General features: G+C 61.6%; 18 protein-coding genes and 1 pseudogene. 13 read left to right on the forward strand and 6 right to left on the reverse strand.

Features of this window, described 5'->3' with window-relative positions:
• Positions 1–23: 23 nt before the first annotated feature.
• The 3 genes from ABTV87_RS23975 to hmpA form a co-directional block, all read right to left on the reverse strand.
• The gene (locus ABTV87_RS23975; RefSeq protein WP_007956723.1) at positions 24–533 is read right to left on the reverse strand and encodes a disulfide bond formation protein B; all 510 of its coding nucleotides are present in this window, start codon (positions 531–533) and stop codon (positions 24–26) included.
• Between the two features lie 25 nt (positions 534–558).
• Positions 559–1,119 (reverse strand): ester cyclase, encoded by a 561-nt coding sequence (locus ABTV87_RS23980; RefSeq protein ID WP_011335845.1) that lies wholly within the window; start codon positions 1,117–1,119, stop codon positions 559–561.
• 209 nt (positions 1,120–1,328) lie between these two features.
• Complete coding sequence (hmpA, locus tag ABTV87_RS23985) at positions 1,329–2,510, reverse strand: NO-inducible flavohemoprotein (RefSeq protein WP_221535354.1); 1,182 nt, start codon at positions 2,508–2,510, stop codon at positions 1,329–1,331.
• Between the two features lie 163 nt (positions 2,511–2,673).
• Between hmpA and norR the strand changes: the two genes are divergently transcribed.
• From norR to ABTV87_RS24010, 5 genes are all read left to right on the forward strand, one after another.
• Positions 2,674–4,227 carry a nitric oxide reductase transcriptional regulator NorR gene (norR, locus tag ABTV87_RS23990; protein WP_221535355.1) on the forward strand — a complete coding sequence of 518 codons (1,554 nt, stop codon included), beginning with the start codon at positions 2,674–2,676 and terminating at the stop codon, positions 4,225–4,227.
• A 125-nt stretch (positions 4,228–4,352) separates the two neighbouring features.
• Complete coding sequence (locus ABTV87_RS23995) at positions 4,353–5,255, forward strand: chemotaxis protein CheV (RefSeq protein WP_007956731.1); 903 nt, start codon at positions 4,353–4,355, stop codon at positions 5,253–5,255.
• Between the two features lie 27 nt (positions 5,256–5,282).
• Positions 5,283–5,741, forward strand: coding sequence for a GNAT family N-acetyltransferase (locus ABTV87_RS24000; RefSeq protein WP_085606903.1), 459 nt, complete (start codon positions 5,283–5,285; stop codon positions 5,739–5,741).
• 62 nt (positions 5,742–5,803) lie between these two features.
• Positions 5,804–6,121: a hypothetical protein gene (locus ABTV87_RS24005; RefSeq protein WP_039765638.1), complete on the forward strand. Its 318-nt coding sequence runs from the start codon at positions 5,804–5,806 to the stop codon at positions 6,119–6,121.
• An 87-nt stretch (positions 6,122–6,208) separates the two neighbouring features.
• On the forward strand, positions 6,209–6,958 hold the full coding sequence (locus ABTV87_RS24010) for a YkgJ family cysteine cluster protein (protein WP_433898474.1): 750 nt from the start codon (positions 6,209–6,211) through the stop codon (positions 6,956–6,958).
• On the opposite strand, the gene ABTV87_RS24015 is transcribed toward ABTV87_RS24010, so the two are convergent.
• From ABTV87_RS24015 to ABTV87_RS24025, 3 genes and pseudogenes are all read right to left on the reverse strand, one after another.
• Positions 6,955–7,674, reverse strand: a complete 720-nt coding sequence (locus ABTV87_RS24015) for a methyl-accepting chemotaxis protein (RefSeq protein ID WP_433898475.1) — start codon at positions 7,672–7,674, stop codon at positions 6,955–6,957. The genes ABTV87_RS24010 and ABTV87_RS24015 overlap by 4 nt on opposite strands.
• A gap of 449 nt (positions 7,675–8,123) precedes the next feature.
• Positions 8,124–8,544: pseudogene (locus tag ABTV87_RS24020) on the reverse strand (PAS domain-containing protein); the annotation flags it as partial.
• 147 nt (positions 8,545–8,691) lie between these two features.
• Positions 8,692–8,919 (reverse strand): hypothetical protein, encoded by a 228-nt coding sequence (locus ABTV87_RS24025; RefSeq protein ID WP_039765632.1) that lies wholly within the window; start codon positions 8,917–8,919, stop codon positions 8,692–8,694.
• 781 nt (positions 8,920–9,700) lie between these two features.
• On the opposite strand from ABTV87_RS24025, the gene ABTV87_RS24030 reads away from it, so the two are divergent.
• From ABTV87_RS24030 to ABTV87_RS24065, 8 genes are all read left to right on the forward strand, one after another.
• Complete coding sequence (locus ABTV87_RS24030) at positions 9,701–10,861, forward strand: efflux RND transporter periplasmic adaptor subunit (RefSeq protein ID WP_085606909.1); 1,161 nt, start codon at positions 9,701–9,703, stop codon at positions 10,859–10,861.
• On the forward strand, positions 10,858–13,959 hold the full coding sequence (locus ABTV87_RS24035) for a multidrug efflux RND transporter permease subunit (protein WP_433898476.1): 3,102 nt from the start codon (positions 10,858–10,860) through the stop codon (positions 13,957–13,959). The genes ABTV87_RS24030 and ABTV87_RS24035 overlap by 4 nt, the downstream gene beginning before the upstream one ends.
• Before the next feature lie 8 nt (positions 13,960–13,967).
• Entirely contained in the window at positions 13,968–14,645 is a 678-nt protein-coding gene (locus ABTV87_RS24040) for a heavy metal response regulator transcription factor (RefSeq protein WP_003228008.1), read from the forward strand.
• Positions 14,635–15,999, forward strand: a complete 1,365-nt coding sequence (locus ABTV87_RS24045) for a heavy metal sensor histidine kinase (RefSeq protein ID WP_007956745.1) — start codon at positions 14,635–14,637, stop codon at positions 15,997–15,999. Before ABTV87_RS24040 ends, ABTV87_RS24045 begins: the two co-directional genes overlap by 11 nt.
• A gap of 158 nt (positions 16,000–16,157) precedes the next feature.
• Complete coding sequence (locus tag ABTV87_RS24050; protein WP_221535359.1) at positions 16,158–16,628, forward strand: hypothetical protein; 471 nt, start codon at positions 16,158–16,160, stop codon at positions 16,626–16,628.
• Between the two features lie 185 nt (positions 16,629–16,813).
• A complete protein-coding gene (locus ABTV87_RS24055; RefSeq protein WP_433898477.1) occupies positions 16,814–17,035 on the forward strand; it encodes a hypothetical protein in 222 nt (73 codons plus the stop codon).
• Between the two features lie 197 nt (positions 17,036–17,232).
• The gene (locus tag ABTV87_RS24060; RefSeq protein WP_221535360.1) at positions 17,233–18,549 is read left to right on the forward strand and encodes an OprD family porin; all 1,317 of its coding nucleotides are present in this window, start codon (positions 17,233–17,235) and stop codon (positions 18,547–18,549) included.
• A 108-nt stretch (positions 18,550–18,657) separates the two neighbouring features.
• A complete protein-coding gene (locus ABTV87_RS24065; RefSeq protein ID WP_221534736.1) occupies positions 18,658–20,163 on the forward strand; it encodes a sensor domain-containing diguanylate cyclase in 1,506 nt (501 codons plus the stop codon).
• Positions 20,164–20,218 lie beyond the last annotated feature (55 nt).

The raw sequence follows: 20,218 nt of genomic DNA on the forward strand, positions 1-20,218 counted from the left end.
GGCGCAGGCGCCGAAAAGTTGATTCAGCGCAACGCTTTTCGGTTACGCGAGGTCAGCAGCGGCACCAGGATCACCACCAGCACGAAAGCCACCAGCGCCCATTGCGCCAGCGACAGGCCGAGGATCGGCGGGTACGGCGTCGAGCAGAAACCGTCGACCTGGAAGCCCAGCGGGAAGATCTTCGCCAGCGGCAGGTCATCGACGATCGGCTGCAACACATCGATGCCGCAGCTCACCGCCGGATAGAACTGGGTGTACACGTGATGCCCGGCAACGCCCGCCCCGGCGATGGCACAAATCACCACCAGCACTTCGAACACCGTGATGCTGCGTCGGGTGCGCATGGCCGCGCCGATGAACGCGAACAGCGCGATCAGCAGCAACGCATAACGCTGCAGGATGCACAGCGGGCACGGCGCCTCGCCCAGCACGATCTGCATGTACAGCGCACCGCCGATCAGCGCCAGGCAGATGATGCCCAGCAACACCAGATAGCGCCGCTCACGTCCCAATCGAATCGTTTCCTCGCTCATCGCGTTTCCCTTTCATGTCCATGGTTCAGCTGGCCGGCGGCTGCGCTTGCAGTTGCGCCATCAGGCTGATGTTGTCTTCGATATGCCAATTGGCCGCGATGCGACCGTTGTCGATCTGATAGATATCGGTTGCCCGGAAGTCTACACGCTGGCCCTGCCCTTTGAGAGCCTTGAACGTGCCGGTGAAATGCCCGCGAAAGTGCAGATGCACCACCACGCGATCCCCGGCGACGATCATTTGTTCGATCTCGCAACTCAAGTCCGGCACCGCCGTACGAAAGAACTTCGACGCCAGCAGCGGCCCGGTCGGCCCCTGCACCCGGCCTTCCGGCGGGGTCTTGTCGACGAACTGCGGCGACAGGGCGGCGGTGGCCAACGCCTCTTCGCCCGTGTTCCAGAAACTGCCGTAACGCCGCGCCGCCAGTTCCATCGCATCACGCTGGGCCTTGGGCAGGCTCTGATCGACGATCAGGGTCTGGGGTTCGATCAAGGCGGATTCGGCGAACGCGAACGGACTGGACAACAAGGCAACCGACAGGCCCAAAGTGGCCAGGCTGAAACGACGGGAAGAGGCGAAGTGCGACATGGGGGCGATCCTGATCATGTAAACGAACGAGCGCCTATCATCAGCATCGGGGAATAAACGATAAACCGGTTAAGAAACGATTAACCTTTAAACAGAATTTAAGAATCAGGGCCGAGTAATGGCCTTCGCGAGCAAGCTCGCTCCCACAACGGATTGCATGCCAATGTGGGAGCGAGCTTGCTCGCGATTGAAGGCGACTCGGTTCCGGATTATTCCAGAGCAGCAGCCGGCCCGAAGAACTCATACCGGCTCTGCTTCTCCGGCACACCCAGTGCCTTCAGGTGACGCTTGATCGCTCCCATGAAACCTTTCGGCCCAAGGAAGTAGGCGTCCACATCACGCTCCGCCGGCAGCCACTCGCCCAGTTGTTCCTCGCTCAACAACCCGACCTTGTCCGCCGCCGGGCTCACGCCGTCATCTTCGGCGTAGCAATAGAAGCGTTTGAGTTGCGGATGACGCGCGGCCAGACCATCGATCCAGTCACGGAACGCATGCACGCTGCCGTTGCGCGCACTGTGGATGAAGTACACCGGACGCTCGGTTTCCAGCGCCGCTTCCAGCATCGCCAGCGTCGGAGTGATGCCGACGCCGCCGCTGATCAGCACCAACGGTTTGTCGCTGGCAGTCAGGGTGAATTCGCCCGATGGCGGGAACAGCTGAATGCTGGCGCCGACGTGCAGTTGATCGTGCAGGTAATTGGAGGCTCGGCCGCCCGGTTCGCGCTTGACGCTGATGCGGTACTGGCCTTTGTTGGCCAGAGCCGACAGCGAGTAGTTGCGGCGGATTTCTTCGCCGTCGAGGATCAACTTCATGCCGATGTACTGGCCTGGTTCGGCTGCGAGGATCGGGCCCTTGTCTGCTGGCTCGAAGTAGAACGAAATGATTTCCGCGCTCTCCTCGACCTTGGCCGCGACGATGAATTCCCGCGCCCCGCGCCAGCCACCGACGGCTTGCTCTTTCTGGTCATAGATGGCGGTTTCGGCGCCGATCAGGATATCGGCCAGTTGACCGTAGGCTGCGCCCCAGGCGCTCATCACTTCTGGCGTGGCGATTTCTTCGCCGAGCACTTCGGAAATGGCACGCAGCAGGCAGGTGCCGACGATCGGGTAGTGTTCCGGCAGGATCTGCAACGCCACGTGCTTGTTGATGATCTTCGCCACCAGATCGCCCAACTGGTCGAGTTGATCGATGTGACGGGCGTACATCAATACGCCGTTTGCCAGGGCGCGGGGCTGGTCACCGCTGGCCTGGTGGGCCTGGTTGAACAGCGGGCGGACTTCCGGGTACTCGGAAAGCATCATGCGGTAGAAATGGGTGATCAGCGCTTCACCGCCGCTTTCCAGCAGAGGCACAGTGGATTTGACGATGGCACGATCCTGGACGCTAAGCATAAGGGTGACTCCTGAGCTTTCTCTAAAAGTGCCTTATCCATTCCAGTATTCGTGCCAACTATTTTTTCTATATAAATCAATAGCTTGAAAATTATGTAGTCAGATCGACACAAGCACCTCTATAGTCGCTTCGACTACAACGCGTCTCTTTGACTACAAGCCCATGTCCGCCAAATCATTGCTCACCGCCCTGCTCCCACTGGTCTCTGACCTGTCCCGCGAACTGCCCGAAGGCGAACGCTACCGACGCCTGCTCGAAGCCATGCGCGCCCTGCTGCCCTGCGATGCCGCCGCACTGCTGCGCCTCGACGGTGAGTGGCTGGTGCCGCTGGCTGTCGACGGCTTGAGTACCGACACCCTCGGTCGCCGCTTCAAGGTCAGCGAACACCCGCGCTTCGAAGTGCTGCTGGCAGGCGAAGGGCCGACCCGTTTTGCTGCAGATAGCGATTTGCCCGATCCGTATGACGGACTGGTAGACGGCCTCGACGATCATCTTGAAGTTCACGACTGCCTCGGCTGTCCGTTGTTCGTCGATGAAAAGCTTTGGGGTCTGATTACCCTCGACGCACTCGATCCGGAGCGTTTCGAGCCGATCGAACTCGACGCCTTGCAAGCCTTCGCCAGCCTCGCTTCGGCCACGGTCAACGCCGCCGAACGCATCGAACGTCTGGCGATTCGTGCCGAGGACGAACATCAGCGCGCCGAGGTCTATCGCCAGGCCAGCGGTCAGCAGAACCGTGAAATGATCGGCCAGAGCAAGGCCCACAAACGGCTGGTGGAAGAAATCAATCTGGTGGGCGGCAGCGACCTGACCGTGCTGATCACCGGGGAAACCGGGGTCGGCAAGGAACTGGTGGCCCAGGCCATTCACGCTGCCTCCAAGCGCGCCGACAAACCGATCATCAGCCTCAACTGCGCGGCCCTGCCGGACACCCTGGTGGAAAGCGAACTGTTCGGCCACGTGCGCGGCGCCTTCACCGGCGCCACCAGCGACCGACGCGGCAAGTTCGAACTGGCCAACGGCGGCACGCTGTTTCTCGATGAAGTCGGCGAGTTGTCGCTGACCGTCCAGGCCAAGCTGTTGCGGGTTTTGCAGAGCGGCCAGTTGCAGCGTCTGGGTTCGGACAAGGAACATCAGGTCGACGTGCGCCTGATCGCCGCGACCAACCGCGACCTGGCCGAAGAAGTGCGCAGCGGCCGCTACCGCGCCGACTTTTACCATCGCCTCAGCGTGTACCCGTTGCGGGTGCCGGCGCTGCGTGACCGGGGGCGCGATGTGTTGTTGCTCAGCGGTTACTTCCTGGAACAGAACCGCTCGCGCATGGGCCTCAACAGCCTGCGCCTGAACAGCGACGCCCAGGAGGCGCTGCTGGCCTACACCTGGCCGGGCAACGTGCGGGAACTGGAGCATTTGATCGGACGCAGCGCGCTAAAGGCGCTGGGCAACTGCAAGGTGCGGCCGAAGATTCTCAGTCTGAGCGCCATGGATCTCGACCTGCCGCGCGAGGTTGTGGATAACTCGCCGATGCCGTCCGAAGCGACTGCCGCCGTGCCATTGATCAGCGGCGATCTGCGTGCAGCCACCGAGCAGTATCAGCGGCAGTTGATCAGTGCAGCGCTTGAACGCAATCAGGACAACTGGGCCAGTGCCGCGCGTGAACTGGGGCTGGATCGGGCGAATCTAGGGCGGATGGCGAAGCGGTTGGGGATGAAATAGAAGTCCCGCCGTCGGATTGGCGCCAGAATCCCTAAAGCCTGCCGGTTACAAGTCGATAACCCGGCATCGATACCTGCTGGCGATCCGTGCGATCGCCGCTCACCTTTTTTCCACAGAAGGTTTTTATGTCTTCCAACAAAGCCCGCGCAGATTCACTTTCGCTTCTGCTGTTTACCTTGCGCAGCGGCAAGCTGATGGCGATCAACCTGCTGAAGGTCAGTGAAATCATCCCCTGCCCGCCGCTGACCAAACTGCCGGAGTCGCACCCGCACGTCAAAGGCATCGCCACTTTGCGCGGTGCTTCGCTGTCGGTGATCGACTTGAGCCGCGCCATCGGCGAGCGTCCGCTGGAAGATCCGAACGGCGGCTGCCTGATCGTCACCGACGTCAGCCGTTCGAAACAGGGCCTGCACGTGCAGGCGGTGAGCAAGATCGTGCATTGCCTGACCACCGACATCAAACCGCCGCCGTTCGGTTCCGGCGGTTCGCGCGCCTACATCACCGGCGTGACCTCGGTGGACGGCACGCTGGTGCAGGTGCTGGACATCGAAAAAGTCATCCACGGCATCGCCCCGGCGCAGATCGAAATGGCCCCGACCGAGCTGAGCATGGAAGACGCCGAAGTGCTGGGCAACGCACGGATTCTGGTGGTCGACGACAGTCAGGTGGCGCTGCAGCAATCGGTGCACACCCTGCGCAACCTCGGCCTGCAATGCCACACCGCCCGCAGCGCCAAGGAAGCCATTGACTGCCTGCTGGACCTGCAAGGCACGGCGCAGCAGATCAACCTGATCGTCTCCGACATCGAAATGTCCGAGATGGACGGCTACGCCTTCACCCGCACCCTGCGCGAGACGCCGGACTTCGCCCACCTCTACGTGCTGCTGCACACCTCGCTGGACAGCGCGATGAACAGCGAAAAGGCCCGGCTCGCCGGCGCCAACGGTGTGCTGACCAAATTCTCCTCGCCAGAGCTGACCCACTGCCTGATCGAAGCGGCCAAATTCGTCGCGGCTCAGGGCCACTGAATCTTGAGCGAGACGTTCTGCTTCCTGATGCGGCGCGACCTGAGCCAGGACGTGCCGGCCATCGAATGGCCGAACGGCATCGAACTCACCACCTACAGCGCCGAACGCGCGTCCGACGTGCATGAACTGATGCAAATCGGTTACCGCGAAGGCGGTGGTCGGGTGCCGGCGCTGGACGTCTGGCAACAGCAGTTCGAAAACGATCCGGAATACGATCCGGCACTGTGTTTCATCGCCAGCGATGCCGACGGCGTCATCGGCGTGGCGCAATGCTGGACCAGTTCCTACATCAAGAACCTGGTGGTGCATCCTCGCGCCCAAGGACGTGGATTGGGTCGGGCTTTGCTGCTTCATGCATTCAAGGCGTTTCAGGATCGACGCGAAGGATTTGTCGACCTGAAGGTGCTGGAGAGCAATCAGCGAGCGCAGCGCTTGTACGAAATGTCTGGAATGTATGTGGTTCGCCGGGAACTGGTGCCGGACTGACAAACTAAAATCCTGCGGCATACTCCAAACTTGGCGATCAAACCTCCAAGGATGCCCGAACCATGAAACGCCTCGCCCTCTCCGTGCTTTGCCTCATTGCCCCGTTGGCCCACGCCTCCAGCCCCGATGCCTGGGCGGCCTACGACAAAGCCGTGCTCGCCAGCTGCACCAAGGCCAGCGGCCTGAAAAACGCCAAACCGGTCGGCAACGCCGCGCAATTCGATGACCGCGTCGGCTACACCGCGCTGTTGCTGCAAGGCCAATACCCGCAAAAACACATGAAGGGCCAGCAAGGCACCGAGCTGTGCCTGTACAACAAAAAGTCGAAAACCGCGTTCGTCACCGAATGGGACTCGATCCGCCCGACCGCCAAACCCTGAGCGAATGGCGCACAACTTGCTTCACTCCGGGCCTGTACGGCGGCTTTATGTCGCCGATTCATACCCTGATTGAAGATTGCCCGCTCAATGAATACCACCTTTTCCTGCGTAGGTTGCGGCAAATGCTGCACCGATCACCATGTGCCCCTGACCCTGGCCGAAGCCCGCATGTGGGCGGCTGACGGCGGTCAGGTGATCGTGCTGGTGGAGGCGTTTCTCGCCAACGGCCTGGGTCTGCCGGAACAGCAGCGCGAACATGCGCAGCGGCGTTCGGCGGTGGTGCGCAGCGGAATGTCCGACGCCCATGTGGCAATCACTTTCGCTGCCTACAACGTCGGCCCCTGCCGGAATCTTGACGAAGACAAGCTGTGCCGCATCTACGAACGCCGGCCGCTGGTGTGCCGCATCTATCCCGCCGAAATCAATCCGCACATCCCGCTCAACCCCGCCGCCAAGGACTGCCCGCCGGAGTCGTGGGAGCAAGGGCCGGACCTGATCGTCGGCGGTGAACTGGTGGATCAGGAACTGGTGACGCTGATCCAGCGCTCGCGTCAAGCGGATCGCGATGACATCCGGATCAAGGATGCGATCTGCGGCTTGCTCGGCATCCGCACCACCGCGCTCAAGGGCGACGGATTCACCGCGTACCTGCCGGACATGGGCGCGTTTGCCTCGGTGATCGATCAGGTCACGGCGCAGCCATTGAGCGAAGTTTCCAGCGAATGGCTGTTCCATGTCTCCGGCGACGACATCGCCGGACAAGTGCGGGCGGCCGGGGCACAAGTGGTGTCCGAGCCGCCGCAGACCTACGCATTCATCTCACTGCGGGCGGCCTAAGCGCCCTGCCGCCGCCCCCAGAACTCCCGCGCCAGCGAACGCAAATCCCCCGCCAGCCCCGCCACATCCTGTGAGTTGAGCTGGCTCTGGCGCCCCTCATCCACCGTCAACTCACACGCCGTGCGAATGCTGACGATGTTGCGGTTGATGTCCTCGCTCACCGCGCTCTGCTCTTCGACGGCTGCAGCGATTTGCAGGCTCATCTCGGTGATCTGCTCGACCCGCCCGCTGATCCCGTCCAAGGCCCGGGCCGCGCGCTGCGCCTGCTCGACGCTGTTATCCACATGCTCGCTGCTCTGCTGCATCACCAGCACCGCATCCCGCGCGCCGTTTTGAAGGGTGCTGATCATCCGTTGAATCTCGTTGGTCGACTGCTGAGTGCGCTGGGCCAGGCCACGCACCTCATCGGCGACCACCGCAAACCCGCGCCCGGCATCCCCGGCCCGCGCCGCTTCGATCGCCGCGTTGAGCGCCAGCAGATTGGTCTGTTCGGCGATGCTGCGAATCACCTCCAGCACCCCGGAAATCTCGCTGCTGTGGCCTTCGAGCTGATGAATCACCTCGGTCGCCCGCCCCAACTCTTCGGCCAGCCGCAACACCGCACTGCGACTCTCGCCCACCAGCAGATGCCCCTCACGGGTTTCCGTCCCCGCCATATCCGCCGCCACCGACGCCTGCTGCGCATGGCTGGCGACCTCGGCCACACTGGCCGCCATCTGATGAATCGCCGCCGCCACCTGATCGGTTTCCGCCTACTGCGCCAACGTACTGGTGTGACTGCTGTGCAAATGATCCACAAGCTGCGCCGCATGTCCGGCCAATCGCTGCGAGGCATCACCGATCCGCCCCACCACCGCACCGACCTGCGCTTCGAGCATCTGCAAGGCAAACTCGATCTGCCCGAACTGATCCCGTCGCCCGGTATAAATGCCCTGACTCAACGGGTTGTCGGCAATCAGCCGCGCACGCTCGGTCAGACGCTCCAGCGGACGCAATAACCAACCCACGCCCAGCGCACACGCGCCACTGCCGGCCACCAGTGCAGCGGCTTCGATGCCCATGGACTCCGGCCGCAGCCAGGCTTCAATCCCAAGCACCACCGCCAGCACCGAACTGGTCAACGCCATGATCCGCGCCCGCAAACCCAGGCTCGGCAGCCGCTGCCACCGCGCCACCCGCCCCTCGCGCAACTGCGCATACGCCCGCTCCGCCGCCGCAATCTGCCGCGCATCCGGCCGCGTGCGCACCGACTGATATTCCACCGCCGCACCGTTCTGCGTGACCGGCGTGACATAGGCACTGACCCAGTAGTGATCACCGTTCTTGCAACGATTCTTCACCAGCCCCATCCACGACCGCCCGCGCTTGAGCGTCTGCCACATATGGGCAAACGCCTGCGCGGGCATGTCCGGATGGCGCAGCAAATTGTGCGGCGCACCCAGCAGCTCGTCGCGGCTGTAACCGCTGATCTTGATGAAATCGTCGTTGGCGTAGGTGATCGCGCTGGTCAGATCGGTGGTCGAGAGAATGTTCGCATCCGGCGCAACATCGACATTGCGCCCGGTCACCGGGAGATTGATCTTCATGGAAAGCGCGCTCGTTTTATTGGAAAGAGTCGGCAGGGCTGCTGACTCTAAGCGCACTAACTGGTTAAACGTTGATCTGGCTCAGGAACTGAGCAATTAGCCATCACTGTGACCGAAAATCACAGCGACGGCCGAGGCGGGAATGAATCAGCGCTTGCCCATCGAACGGCGAGTGCCCGACGGCGCCACACCCGGAATCTTGGCGTGACGATCACCGTCCTTGCCCTTGAACTGCGGCTGCTTCGCCGCTTTGGCAGCCGCCAGCTCACCTGGCTTGAACGGAAACTTGAACGCAGGAATGGTCGGCTTGGATTCGCCGGCCTCGGCCAGCTCTGCCGGGACATCGCTCACAGCGTTGTCGATTGGGGAAGTCATGAAAGCTCCGCAAAGCAAAAAGTCCGGCCCGGTGGACGAGCCGCGAAAGCGCGCAGTATACCTGCGTGCGCGGAGTTTAAAGAGCCCCCAAAAGGATACGGCCAGGGCCTTTTGGGGACAGGTCGACTAACGGACCACCTCTCCCGATCAACCCAAAAGCACTACCGCAACAAACGGTACACCCAACACATATCCAAACATCCGAAAATGGAACGCGGAGCGTCCCGGGCTGCATTCCCACGCGGAGCGTGGGAACGATCAAGCAGTAAGCAGTCGCTTTCCGCTTTCCGCTTTCCGCTTTCCGCTTTCCGCTTTCCGCTTTCCGCTTTCCGCTTTCCGCTTCTCGCTTCTCGCTTCCCACCACTCAACACAATGAGCGTTAGCTCGAGTACCGCTCTTGACGTGCCGGCCCCATCGGAAGGCTGAGTGGAGGGATTTATCCGGGGGTGGGAGCGCAGCGACCGTGCGGCGCAGCCGCATGCATCGAGAGGAGGTGCAGCGAAGCAAACCGTAGGCGATGCCCCCGGATGAATCCCGCAACGAAGGAACGCCGAGCCACAGCGAGGCGCCGAACGCAGGGGCCCAGACCTTTGGTTACTTTGGGGCGTTTGCCAAAGTGACCCGCCGTAAGGGCGGAACCATAAGCGGCCGTTACCGCAGCAACGGATATACACCCAAGAAAACTGACAGCCGCGACAGCTAGCCGTCACCCTCCTGACCCCCAAACAAGTTTATAAAGACAAAACCTGCCCAAACCCCGTCCCCCTGGCGCCCCACAAGCATGCAAACCCAGAAGAAAAAAGCCCTGCTCGCTATCCTGCTGATCGCCGTCGCAGCCGGGGCCCTGTGGTTCACCCTGAAACCCGCCCCGGCCAAACTCGCAGCCCCCACCGCCATCCCGGTGCGGGTCGTCGCCGTCAGCGAAAAAGACGTCCCCCGCTACACCAGCGGCATCGGCTCGGTCCTCTCACTGCACAGCGTAGTGGTGCGCCCACAAATCGATGGCATCCTCACCAAGCTCCTGGTCAAGGAGGGCCAACTGGTGAAACAAGGCGACCTGCTCGCCACCATCGACGACCGCTCGATCCGCGCCAGCCTCGACCAGGCCCGGGCGCAACTGGGCGAAAGCCAGGCACAACTGCAAGTGGCGCTGGTCAACCTCAAGCGCTACAAACTGCTCAGCGTCGACGACGGCGTCTCCAAGCAGACCTACGACCAGCAACAGGCACTGGTCAACCAACTCAAGGCCACCGCCCAAGGCAATCAGGCCTCGATTGACGCAGCACAGGTACAACTTTCCTACACCCAGATTCGCTCCCCGGTCACCGGTCGCGTCGGGATTCGCACGGTCGACGAAGGCAACTTCCTGCGCATGACCGACACCCAGGGCCTGTTCACCGTGACCCAGATCGACCCGATCGCCGTCGAGTTTTCCCTGCCCCAGCAAATGCTGCCGACCCTGCAAGGCCTGATCAGCGATCCGCAGCGCGCACAGGTCAAGGCCTACATCGGCGCCGACACCGACGGCGAAACCGGCAACCTGCTCGGCGAAGGTCACCTGACCCTGATCGACAACCAGATCAACGCCAACACCGGCACCATCCGCGCCAAGGCCGAGTTCGACAACCCGAATCAGAAGCTCTGGCCGGGCCTGCTGGTGACGGTAAAAATTCAGACGGCACTGGATAAAGATGCGCTGGTGGTCCCGCCTACCGTCGTACAGCGAGGTCTGGATCAACACTTCGTGTACCGGGTCAACGGCGACAAGGTTGAAGCCGTGCAGGTGCAGATGGTTTATCAGGGCAGCGGCCAGGACATCATCAAGGGCGTGAAGCCCGGCGACGTACTGGTCAGTGATGGCCAGTCACGGCTCAAGCCCGGTTCGACCGTGCAAGTCATGAGCGAGCCGCCGCAGGTGGTGCAAGCGGAGCCCAAGCCATGAAGCAGCACAAAGGCGTTTCGACCTGGTGCATCGATCACCCGGTGGCGACGATTCTGCTGACCATCGCGCTGGTACTGGTCGGGGTGATTGCCTTCCCGCGCCTGCCGATTGCCCCGCTGCCGGAAGCGGAATTTCCTACGATCCAGGTCTCCGCGCAGTTGCCCGGTGCCAGCCCGGACACCATGGCTTCGTCCGTGGCCACGCCGCTGGAGGTGCAATTCAGCGCCATCCCCGGCATGACCCAGATGACCTCCAGCAGTGCGCTGGGCTCCAGCCTGCTGACCCTGCAATTCACCCTCGACAAGAGCATCGACACCGCCGCCCAGGAAGTGCAGGCCGCGATCAACACCGCCGCCGGCAAACTGCCGAAAGACATGCCGACCCTGCCGACCTGGAAGAAGGTCAACCCGGCCGACAGCCCGGTGCTGATCCTCAGCGTCAGCTCAACGCAGATGCCCGGCACCGAACTCAGCGATCTGGTGGAAACCCTCCTTGCCCGTCAGATCAGTCAGATCGACGGCGTGGGCCAGATCAACATCACCGGTCAGCAACGTCCGGCAATCCGCGTTCAAGCTTCGGCGGACAAACTGGCGGCCATCGGTCTGACCCTCGCCGATATTCGTGTGGCGATCCAGCAGACCAGCCTCAACCTCGCCAAAGGTGCGCTGTATGGCGACTCGAGCATTTCCACGCTGTCGACCAACGACCAGTTGTTTCATCCCGAGGAATACAGCCAGCTCATCGTTTCCTACAAGGACGGCGCCCCGGTTCACCTCAAGGATGTGGCGAAAGTCGTCAACGGTTCGGAAGATGCCTACGTGCAGGCGTGGGCCGGTGATCGGCCGGGCGTGAACCTGGTGATCTCCCGCCAGCCCGGCGCCAACATCGTCGAAACCGTGGACCGGATTCAGGCCGCCCTGCCTGGCCTCGAAGCCATGCTGCCGGCGTCGGTGCAGGTCAAAACCCTGATCGACCGCACCCAGACCATCCGCGCCTCGCTGCATGAAGTGGAAATCACCCTGCTGATCGCGATCCTGCTGGTGGTGGCGGTGATGGCGCTGTTCCTGCGCCAGCTGTCGGCGACGATGATTGTCTCGGCGGTGCTCGGCGTGTCGCTGACTGCCAGTTTCGCGCTGATGTATTTACTCGGCTTCAGTCTGAACAACCTGACGCTGGTGGCCATCGTCGTGGCGGTAGGTTTCGTGGTCGACGATGCGATCGTGGTGGTGGAAAACATTCACCGCCATCTGGAGGCCGGCGACAGCATGCGCGACGCCGCGATCAAGGGCGCCGGCGAGATCGGTTTCACCGTGGTCTCGATCAGTTTCTCGCTGGTGGCGGCGTTCATTCCGCTGCTGTTCATGGGCGGCGTAGTCGGGCGTTTGTTCAAGGAATTCGCCCTGACGGCCACCTCGACCATCATGATTTCCGTGGTGGTATCCCTGACACTGGCGCCGACGCTGGCAGCGCTGTTCATGCGCAAACCGGTGCATCACGCCCATGACAAACCGGGCTTCAGCGAACGGCTGCTCGGCTGGTACGAAAAAGGCCTGCGCCGCGCTCTCGCCCACCAGAAACTGATGATCGGCGTGTTCGGTATTTCCGTCGCGCTGGCGATTGGCGGCTACGTGTTTATCCCCAAGGGTTTCTTCCCGGTACAGGACACCGGTTTCGTCCTCGGCACCACCGAAGCCGCCGCCGATATCTCCTACAGCGACATGGTGAAAAAACACCTGGCAATGGCCGAAATCGTCGCCGCCGACCCGGCCGTCCAGGCGTTTTCCCATTCGGTCGGCGTATCCGGCAGCAACCAGACCATCGCCAACGGCCGCTTCTGGATCGCCCTGAAAAAACGCGGTGACCGCGATGTTTCGGCCAGCCAGTTCATCGACCGCATTCGTCCGCAACTGATGAAAGTCCCCGGCATCGTGCTTTACCTGCGCGCCGGCCAGGACATCAACCTCAGCTCCGGCCCGAGCCGTGCGCAGTACCAATACGTGCTCAAGAGCAACGACGGGCCGACCCTCGCCACCTGGACCCAGAAACTCACCGAGAAACTGCGCAGCATTCCGGCATTCCGTGACATTTCCAACGACCTGCAACTGGGCGGCAGCATCACTCACATCAGCATCGACCGCAGCGCCGCCGCGCGTTTCGGCCTGACAGCGAGTGATGTCGACGAGGCGCTGTACGACGCCTTCGGCCAGCGGCAGATCAACGAATTCCAGACCCAGGTCAACCAGTACAACGTAATTCTGGAGCTGGACACCAAACAGCGCGGCAAGGCCGAAAGCCTCAACTATTTCTACCTGCGCTCGCCGCTGAGCGGAGAGATGGTGCCGCTGTCGGCGCTGGCCCGATTCGATGCGCCGACCATCGGCCCGCTGTCCATTGCCCACGACGGCATGTTCCCGGCCGCCAACCTGTCGTTCAACCTGGCGCCCGGCGTAGCACTGGGCGACGCGGTGATTCTGCTCAATCAGGCCAAGGCCGAAATCGGCATGCCGACCGCCATCAGCGGGAACTTCCAGGGCGCGGCCCAGGCGTTCCAGAGCTCGCTGAAAAGTCAGCCGTGGCTGATTCTCGCGGCGCTGGTGGCGGTGTACATCATTCTCGGCGTGCTCTACGAGAGCTTCGTCCATCCGCTGACCATCATCTCGACCTTGCCGGCGGCGGGTCTCGGCGCGGTGATCATGCTGTGGATCTGCGGCCAGGACTTTTCGATCATGGCGCTGATCGGGCTGGTGCTGCTGATCGGTATCGTCAAGAAAAACGGCATCCTGATGATCGACTTCGCCCTGGAAGCGCAGCGTCATCGTGGGCTATCGCCGCAGGATGCGATTTTCGAAGCGTGTATCACGCGGTTCCGGCCGATCATCATGACCACCCTCGCAGCCCTGCTCGGCGCCCTGCCGCTGATGCTCGGCTACGGCACCGGTGCCGAACTGCGCCAGCCATTGGGGATGGCGGTCGTGGGTGGGCTGCTGGTCAGCCAGATGCTGACGCTGTTCACCACGCCGGTCATATACTTGTGGCTTGAGCGGCTGTTCCACAAGCCCAAACCTGCGCCCATCGCGGCGCTGGCAACGACAGACTGAGGCGGGTCATGCGCGTTCTGATTATCGAAGACGAAGAGAAAACCGCGGACTACCTGCACCGCGGCCTGACGGAACAGGGTTACACCGTGGATCTGGCCCGCGACGGCGTCGAGGGCCTGCACCTGGCGCTGGAAAGCGACTACGCGGTGATCGTCCTCGACGTGATGCTGCCGGGTCTTGATGGCTTCGGTGTGCTGCGCGCGTTGCGTGCGCGCAAGCAGACGCCGGTGATCATGCTCACCGCCCGCGAGCGGGTTGAAGACCGGATCCGGGGCCTGCGCGACGGCGCCGACGATTACCTCGGCAAACCGTTCTCCTTCCTCGAACTGGTGGCGCGCCTGCAAGCGCTGACCCGGCGCAGTGGCGGCCATGAACCGGTACAAGTGAGCATCGCCGACCTGTGGATCGATCTGATCAGCCGCAAGGCCACCCGCGCCGGCACCCGGCTGGATCTGACCGCGAAGGAGTTTTCGCTGCTCAGCGTGCTGGCCCGGCGTCAGGGCGAAATCCTCTCGAAAACCGCGATTGCCGAGATGGTCTGGGACATCAATTTCGACAGCGACGCCAACGTGGTCGAAGTCGCGATCAAGCGCCTGCGAGCCAAGCTCGACGGGCCGTTCGACGAGAAACTGCTGCACACCATCCGAGGCATGGGTTATGTGCTGGAGAGCCGTGGTGTCCAGTAACTCCATCGCCCTGCGCTTGAGCGGGATGTTCACGCTGGTGGCGCTGCTGGTGTTCCTGTTGATCGGCGGCGCGCTGTATCAACAAGTGGACAAAGGCCTGGGCCTGCTGCCGGAAGCAGAGCTCGATGCGCGTTACAGCGTGCTGGAATCCGCGCTCAACCGCTATGGCACCCCCGAGCATTGGGTGAAGATCAACGCCAAGCTCAAGCTGCTCGGCGAAGAAGACAAACGCATCCGTTTCTGGGTGGTCAGCGGCAATCCGGGGTACGAATTTGGCGAGCCGGATGCCTTGATCCGCGCGTTTGCCCAAGGCCCGCTGGGCATGCGCGATCTGCAACTGCCCGACCATCCCTACCCGCTGAAAGTGTTGCTGACCGAACTGCCGGCCAAGGATCAACGCCCCCCGCTGCGCTTCATGATCGGCATCGACACCGAGACCTTTCACCAGACCCAGCATCAGTTGCTGATCGCGCTGGTGAGTCTGGCGGTGATCGGCGTGCTGCTGGCATCGGCCTTGGGTTACTGGGTGGCGCGGATTGGCCTCAAGCCGTTGATCAAACTGTCCCACGAAGCCCAGCGTCTGGCGCCGCCGTTGCGTGCCGGGCGACTGCGTCTGTCGCCGTTGCCGCCGGAACTGGAGCAGTTCGTCGACTCGTTCAACTCGACGCTGGAGCGGGTTGAACAAGCGTACTCACGGCTGGAATCCTTCAACGCCGACGTCGCCCATGAGCTGCGCTCGCCGTTGACCAACCTGATCGGCCAGACCCAGGTCGCCCTCACTCGCGGACGCTCTGCCGAGCATTATTTCGAAGTGCTGCAATCCAACCTCGAAGAACTGGAACGCCTGCGTTCGATCATCAACGACATGCTGTTCCTGGCCAGCGCCGATCAGGGCAGCAAGGCCACCAAACTGACCTCGACCTCGCTGGCCGATGAGGTGGCGACCACCCTCGAATACCTCGACTTCATCCTCGAAGACGCGCAGGTCCAGGTGCGGGTAAGCGGCGATGCGCAGGTGCAGATCGAAATCGCCCATCTGCGCCGGGCTTTGATCAATCTGCTGAGCAACGCGGTGCAGCACACGGCGCCGGGACAGGTGATCGAAGTGCAGATCGCGGTCGAGGACCATCAGGTCAGCATCGGCGTGGCCAACCCCGGTTCGCCGATTGCCAGTGAGCATTTGCCGCGCTTGTTCGAGCGCTTCTACCGGGTGGATGCTTCACGCAGCAACAGCGGCAACAATCACGGATTGGGGCTGGCGATCGTCAAGGCGATTGCGCTGATGCATGGGGGGGATGTGTTTGTGCGCAGTGATCGCGGGATGAACACTTTCGGGATCCATTTGCCGGTCTGATGCCACTGACCCGGCGTTACCACCGGTCAGTTTAAAGCCCAAAAGTGGTCCCACCTGTAATTTCTGACAGTAGACGGTGCTCCGCTCACCTCATCAAATGAACAGACGAATACCACGCCGGTATTTGCCGCGTTTCATTGAATGACCTGGAGGTCAGGATGAGCAGCAATGCTACAGACAACTCAAACGTGAGCTCGATAGGCTTTCTAAGAACAACGGAAGACTACGATGGAAAAATTGATACGGCCGACGTCACCTATCGACAGTCCCCTACAGGTAACAAAGGTATTACCCTTGATGCCAAGTTAGAGCTCAAAAATCCTGACCCAAGTGACGGTCGTGCTTATTTTATCGGTATGCAAATTGATTTCCCCCCGACGTTAACGACAGGTACTCATTCACTCACTGAAACGTGGCCGGACATCATCCGGGTCGGACGCTTCACTCAACTGGACAGTCAACGAACATCTATTCCCGCTGACAGCGGATCGCTCACCTTGAAACTGTTCGATGCGAACCTAGGCCATGCTCAAGGATCGTTAGAGGCCCATATCCCAATGGATGGAGCCTCACGCAAGTTCACTGCAGAATTCGACATCCGAGATGAGACAGAGAAGTCAATTTATTGAGCTTCGATAGGCGCCACGACTAGTCGTTGAGTTCGTGGCGTTCTCTGCAGCTATTCCTTGTTTTTCGTCCTGACTGTTACCAATCAAACAAAAGTCCTTTCATGAATTGGCTCTGTTTCCCCATGGCCAGGATCCTTATCTTTGCCCGCACCAAACAGCACTTGCCAAGCAAGAAGGTTTTCAAGATGTCCAACAGTATGGGTATTGCCAGCGCTTTCGTTTTGTCCTCATTGATCCTGTCGCCGATGGCGATGGCTGAAGAATCCCAGACGTTCGTAGCGCAAAACGCCGCTCGCGCTCACGCATTCGAACAGCATCAGGCAGAAGTGATGGCCAAGGCTCAAGACGCCACGCAAGCCCCTCAGGCCGCAACTTCCCTGACTCAGGCTTCAGAGAAAGACAGCTGAGTCGCGCACCGCGCAACGTTTCCCTCGACGCGGTTGTTTGGCTCTTCCCGTTCAACCGTCGTCCTTGCAGGCCGCTGATTTTCAGCGGCCTTTTTTCGTTGTGGTCTGTAAGCTGTCCGGTTCGTCTTTAACAATTAGAAACATCCCGCACCTCAAGACATTGAAGTGTCAGTTGACCCCAAGGAGCTTTACCGCACGTGCGTTACCCAGTTCGCTTCACCCCGCTGTTCATTGCAATTGCCGCAACGATTGCCCCCGCCGCCCACGCTGCCGAAGCCGAGCAACAAGGTTTCGTCGAAGGCGCGAGTCTCAACCTCAACGCCCGCAACTACTACATGAACCGTAACCGTCTGCAGCAGACGGATGACAACATCGAGTGGGGCCAGGGTTTCCTCGGCAAATTCGAGTCGGGCTACACCGAAGGCACGGTCGGCTTCGGCATCGATGCCCACGCCATGCTCGGTCTGAAACTCGACGGCGGTGGCGGCACCGACAACTCCAGCATCCTGCCGGTCAGTGACGGCAGCGGCAAAGCGCCGGGCTCGTTCTCCACGGCGGGCGGCACCTTGAAGATGCGAGCGTTCGATACCGAGCTGAAGGCCGGTGACCTGTTCCTCGCCAACCCGGTGATCGCCGGTGGCGAGACGCGCATGCTGCCGCAGACCTTTCGCGGCCTCAGCCTGACCAATCACAGCTTCGACGGCTGGATGATTGAAGGCGGCCAGGCCAGCTTCACCAAACCCTACAACCAGAGCGGTCACAAACGCATCGGCACCTCTTACGGCACCCTCGCCGACGGCGACAAGAGCCAGCATCTGAACTGGGCCGGCGTGGCCTGGAGCGGCGTCGAAGGCCTGACCAGCAGCCTGTATGCCTCCGAGTTGAAGGACATCTGGAACCAGTACTACTACGACCTCGACTACACCTGGGCGTTGAACGATCGGGTGACCCTCAACCCGGGTCTGCACTTCTATCACACGCAGGACACCGGCGACGCGCTGCTGGGCAATATCGACAACAACACCTACAGCCTGCATCTCACCGTCGGCATCGGCAGCCACAGCGTCACCGCCGCGTATCAGCGGGTCAACGGCAACACGCCGTTCGATTACATCAGCCAGGGTGACAGCGTTTACCTCGACAACTCCCAGCAGTACTCGGACTTCAACGGCCCGAACGAGCGCTCGTGGAAACTCAAGTACGCCTACGACTTCGCCGGCATCGGCCTGCCGGGCCTGACTTCGTCGCTGTCCTACTCGCGCGGCACACTGGACCTGACCAAGGCCGATCCGGACAGCAAGGGTTACGCCTCGTGGTACAGCGCCGAAGGCCGCAACGCCAAGCACTGGGAGCGCGACATCGACCTCAAGTACGTGGTGCAGGGCGGCCAGGCCAAAGACCTGGCGGTGCGTCTGCAATGGGCGACCAACCGTGGCGGCAACGGTTACGGCGCGCTGGATACGGACACAGATGAATACCGTGTGATCATCGACTACCCGATCAACGTCTTCTAAGATCGGCGCTACAGTAAAAGGCCAGCCTGATGCGCTGGCCTTTTTCTTGCCTGTGGCAGCGAAGCGGGTACAACTACGCTTACAAGAATCCCTTACCGAAACCGAACCATGATCGCGAGCCGCACCCCTACCGTTTCCGGCACGACCGGACGCTCCGAGCTGCTGCTGATCCTCGGCAGCCTGCTGAGCGTGATCGCGATTGTGTGCATCGTCACGTTCCTGCTGATCCGCGAACACGCCAACGCGCAGGAATCGGCCACCCGGGGCGCCACCACCATCGCCCAGTTGATCGACGCCGACGTGCTGCGCACCGTCGAGCTGTACGACCTGACGCTGCAAGGGCTGATCGCCGCCGCCCAGCGTGACGACCTGAAAGACGTGTCGCCACAGATCCGTCATCTGGCGCTGTTCGACCGCTCCACCACGGCGCGCTTCAAGGGCGACATCCTGTTGCTCGACAAGTATGGCGACGTGATTGCCGACTCCTCGCGGGTCGATCCGCTGCCGGGCAATTTCGCCGACCGCGACTACTTTCTCGCCCACGCCTTCAAGCGCGACACCGGCATGTTCATCAGCCGTCCGTTCAAACCCCGCTGCGATTGCGATGACGCGAACCAGTGGCGAATCAGTTTCAGTCGGCGCATCTCTTCGGACACCGGCGAGTTTCTGGGCGTGGCCGTGGCGTCGATGAAACTGGATTACTTCGATCAACTGTTCAACAGCCTCGACATCGGCATCGACAGCACCCTCAACATCATCAACAACGACGGCATCCTGCTGGCACAGAAGCCTTATCTGCAAAGCGATTCGATCGGCAAGAGCTTTGCTGCCCGGCCCAATGTGGTGCGGATCCTGCGCGACAGCAACGGCAATGGCAGTTTCAACAGCATTTCGAGCATGGATTATCAGCAACGGCTGTATACCTATTCGCGGGTCGGCAATCTGCCGCTGACGGTGATCGTTGCCCTGTCCAGCGAGGAAGTGTTCGGCGCATGGCGACGCACGGCGATCCTGATCAGCGGTGCCACCGGCGTGCTGTGTGCCGGCCTGCTATGGCTGACCTGGCTGTTGGCCCGGGAGCTGCGCCTGCGCCAGCGGGCCGAACGCGAACTGGCGCAACTGGCGGCGACCGATGCCCTGACCGGGGTCGCCAACCGGCGGATGCTCGATCAGTCGCTGCGCCACGAGTGGTTCCGCGCCCAGCGCTCGGCCAAGCCGCTGTCATTGCTGATGATCGATGCCGACCACTTCAAGGCCTTCAACGACCGGCACGGACACCAGGCCGGGGATCAGGCGTTGCGTGAACTCGCGAGGGTAATCACCTCCAATGTGCGGCGCCCGGCGGACCTGGTGGCGCGGTATGGCGGTGAGGAGTTTTCGGTGATTCTCGCGGAAACCGACAGCGTCGGGGCGCAGCAGATCGCCGAGCACATTCGCGCAGCGGTGGAACAACTGCCAAGCGTCAATGAAGACCGGTCACCGATGACCGTAAGCATCGGCATCAGCACCTGGACGGCGACGAGCGAGATCAGCCTGGAGCAGCTGTTGTTCGCGGCGGACAAGGCGTTGTATCAGGCCAAGGAAGGTGGGCGAAACCGGGTCGTGGTGGCCTGAAAACAGGCATAAAAAAAGGCCACCCAAAGGTGGCCTTCAAAAAACTAGAGAGGTT

The sequence above is a fragment of the Pseudomonas sp. PSE1(2024) genome, from assembly GCF_050990555.1.
Lineage (GTDB): Bacteria > Pseudomonadota > Gammaproteobacteria > Pseudomonadales > Pseudomonadaceae > Aquipseudomonas > Aquipseudomonas aphyarum.

Coding starts and splice junctions, on each gene's coding strand:
- ABTV87_RS24055 (WP_433898477.1), top strand. CDS start 16,814: ATGTCCAACAGTATGGGTATTGCCAGCGCTTTCGTTTTGTCCTCATTG.
- ABTV87_RS23995 (WP_007956731.1), top strand. CDS start 4,353: ATGTCTTCCAACAAAGCCCGCGCAGATTCACTTTCGCTTCTGCTGTTT.
- hmpA (WP_221535354.1), bottom strand. CDS start 2,510: ATGCTTAGCGTCCAGGATCGTGCCATCGTCAAATCCACTGTGCCTCTG.
- ABTV87_RS24035 (WP_433898476.1), top strand. CDS start 10,858: ATGAAGCAGCACAAAGGCGTTTCGACCTGGTGCATCGATCACCCGGTG.
- ABTV87_RS23980 (WP_011335845.1), bottom strand. CDS start 1,119: ATGTCGCACTTCGCCTCTTCCCGTCGTTTCAGCCTGGCCACTTTGGGC.
- ABTV87_RS24015 (WP_433898475.1), bottom strand. CDS start 7,674: ATGGCGGCCAGTGTGGCCGAGGTCGCCAGCCATGCGCAGCAGGCGTCG.
- norR (WP_221535355.1), top strand. CDS start 2,674: ATGTCCGCCAAATCATTGCTCACCGCCCTGCTCCCACTGGTCTCTGAC.
- ABTV87_RS24010 (WP_433898474.1), top strand. CDS start 6,209: ATGAATACCACCTTTTCCTGCGTAGGTTGCGGCAAATGCTGCACCGAT.
- ABTV87_RS24065 (WP_221534736.1), top strand. CDS start 18,658: ATGATCGCGAGCCGCACCCCTACCGTTTCCGGCACGACCGGACGCTCC.
- ABTV87_RS24005 (WP_039765638.1), top strand. CDS start 5,804: ATGAAACGCCTCGCCCTCTCCGTGCTTTGCCTCATTGCCCCGTTGGCC.
- ABTV87_RS24050 (WP_221535359.1), top strand. CDS start 16,158: ATGAGCAGCAATGCTACAGACAACTCAAACGTGAGCTCGATAGGCTTT.
- ABTV87_RS24040 (WP_003228008.1), top strand. CDS start 13,968: ATGCGCGTTCTGATTATCGAAGACGAAGAGAAAACCGCGGACTACCTG.
- ABTV87_RS23975 (WP_007956723.1), bottom strand. CDS start 533: ATGAGCGAGGAAACGATTCGATTGGGACGTGAGCGGCGCTATCTGGTG.
- ABTV87_RS24025 (WP_039765632.1), bottom strand. CDS start 8,919: ATGACTTCCCCAATCGACAACGCTGTGAGCGATGTCCCGGCAGAGCTG.
- ABTV87_RS24030 (WP_085606909.1), top strand. CDS start 9,701: ATGCAAACCCAGAAGAAAAAAGCCCTGCTCGCTATCCTGCTGATCGCC.
- ABTV87_RS24000 (WP_085606903.1), top strand. CDS start 5,283: ATGCGGCGCGACCTGAGCCAGGACGTGCCGGCCATCGAATGGCCGAAC.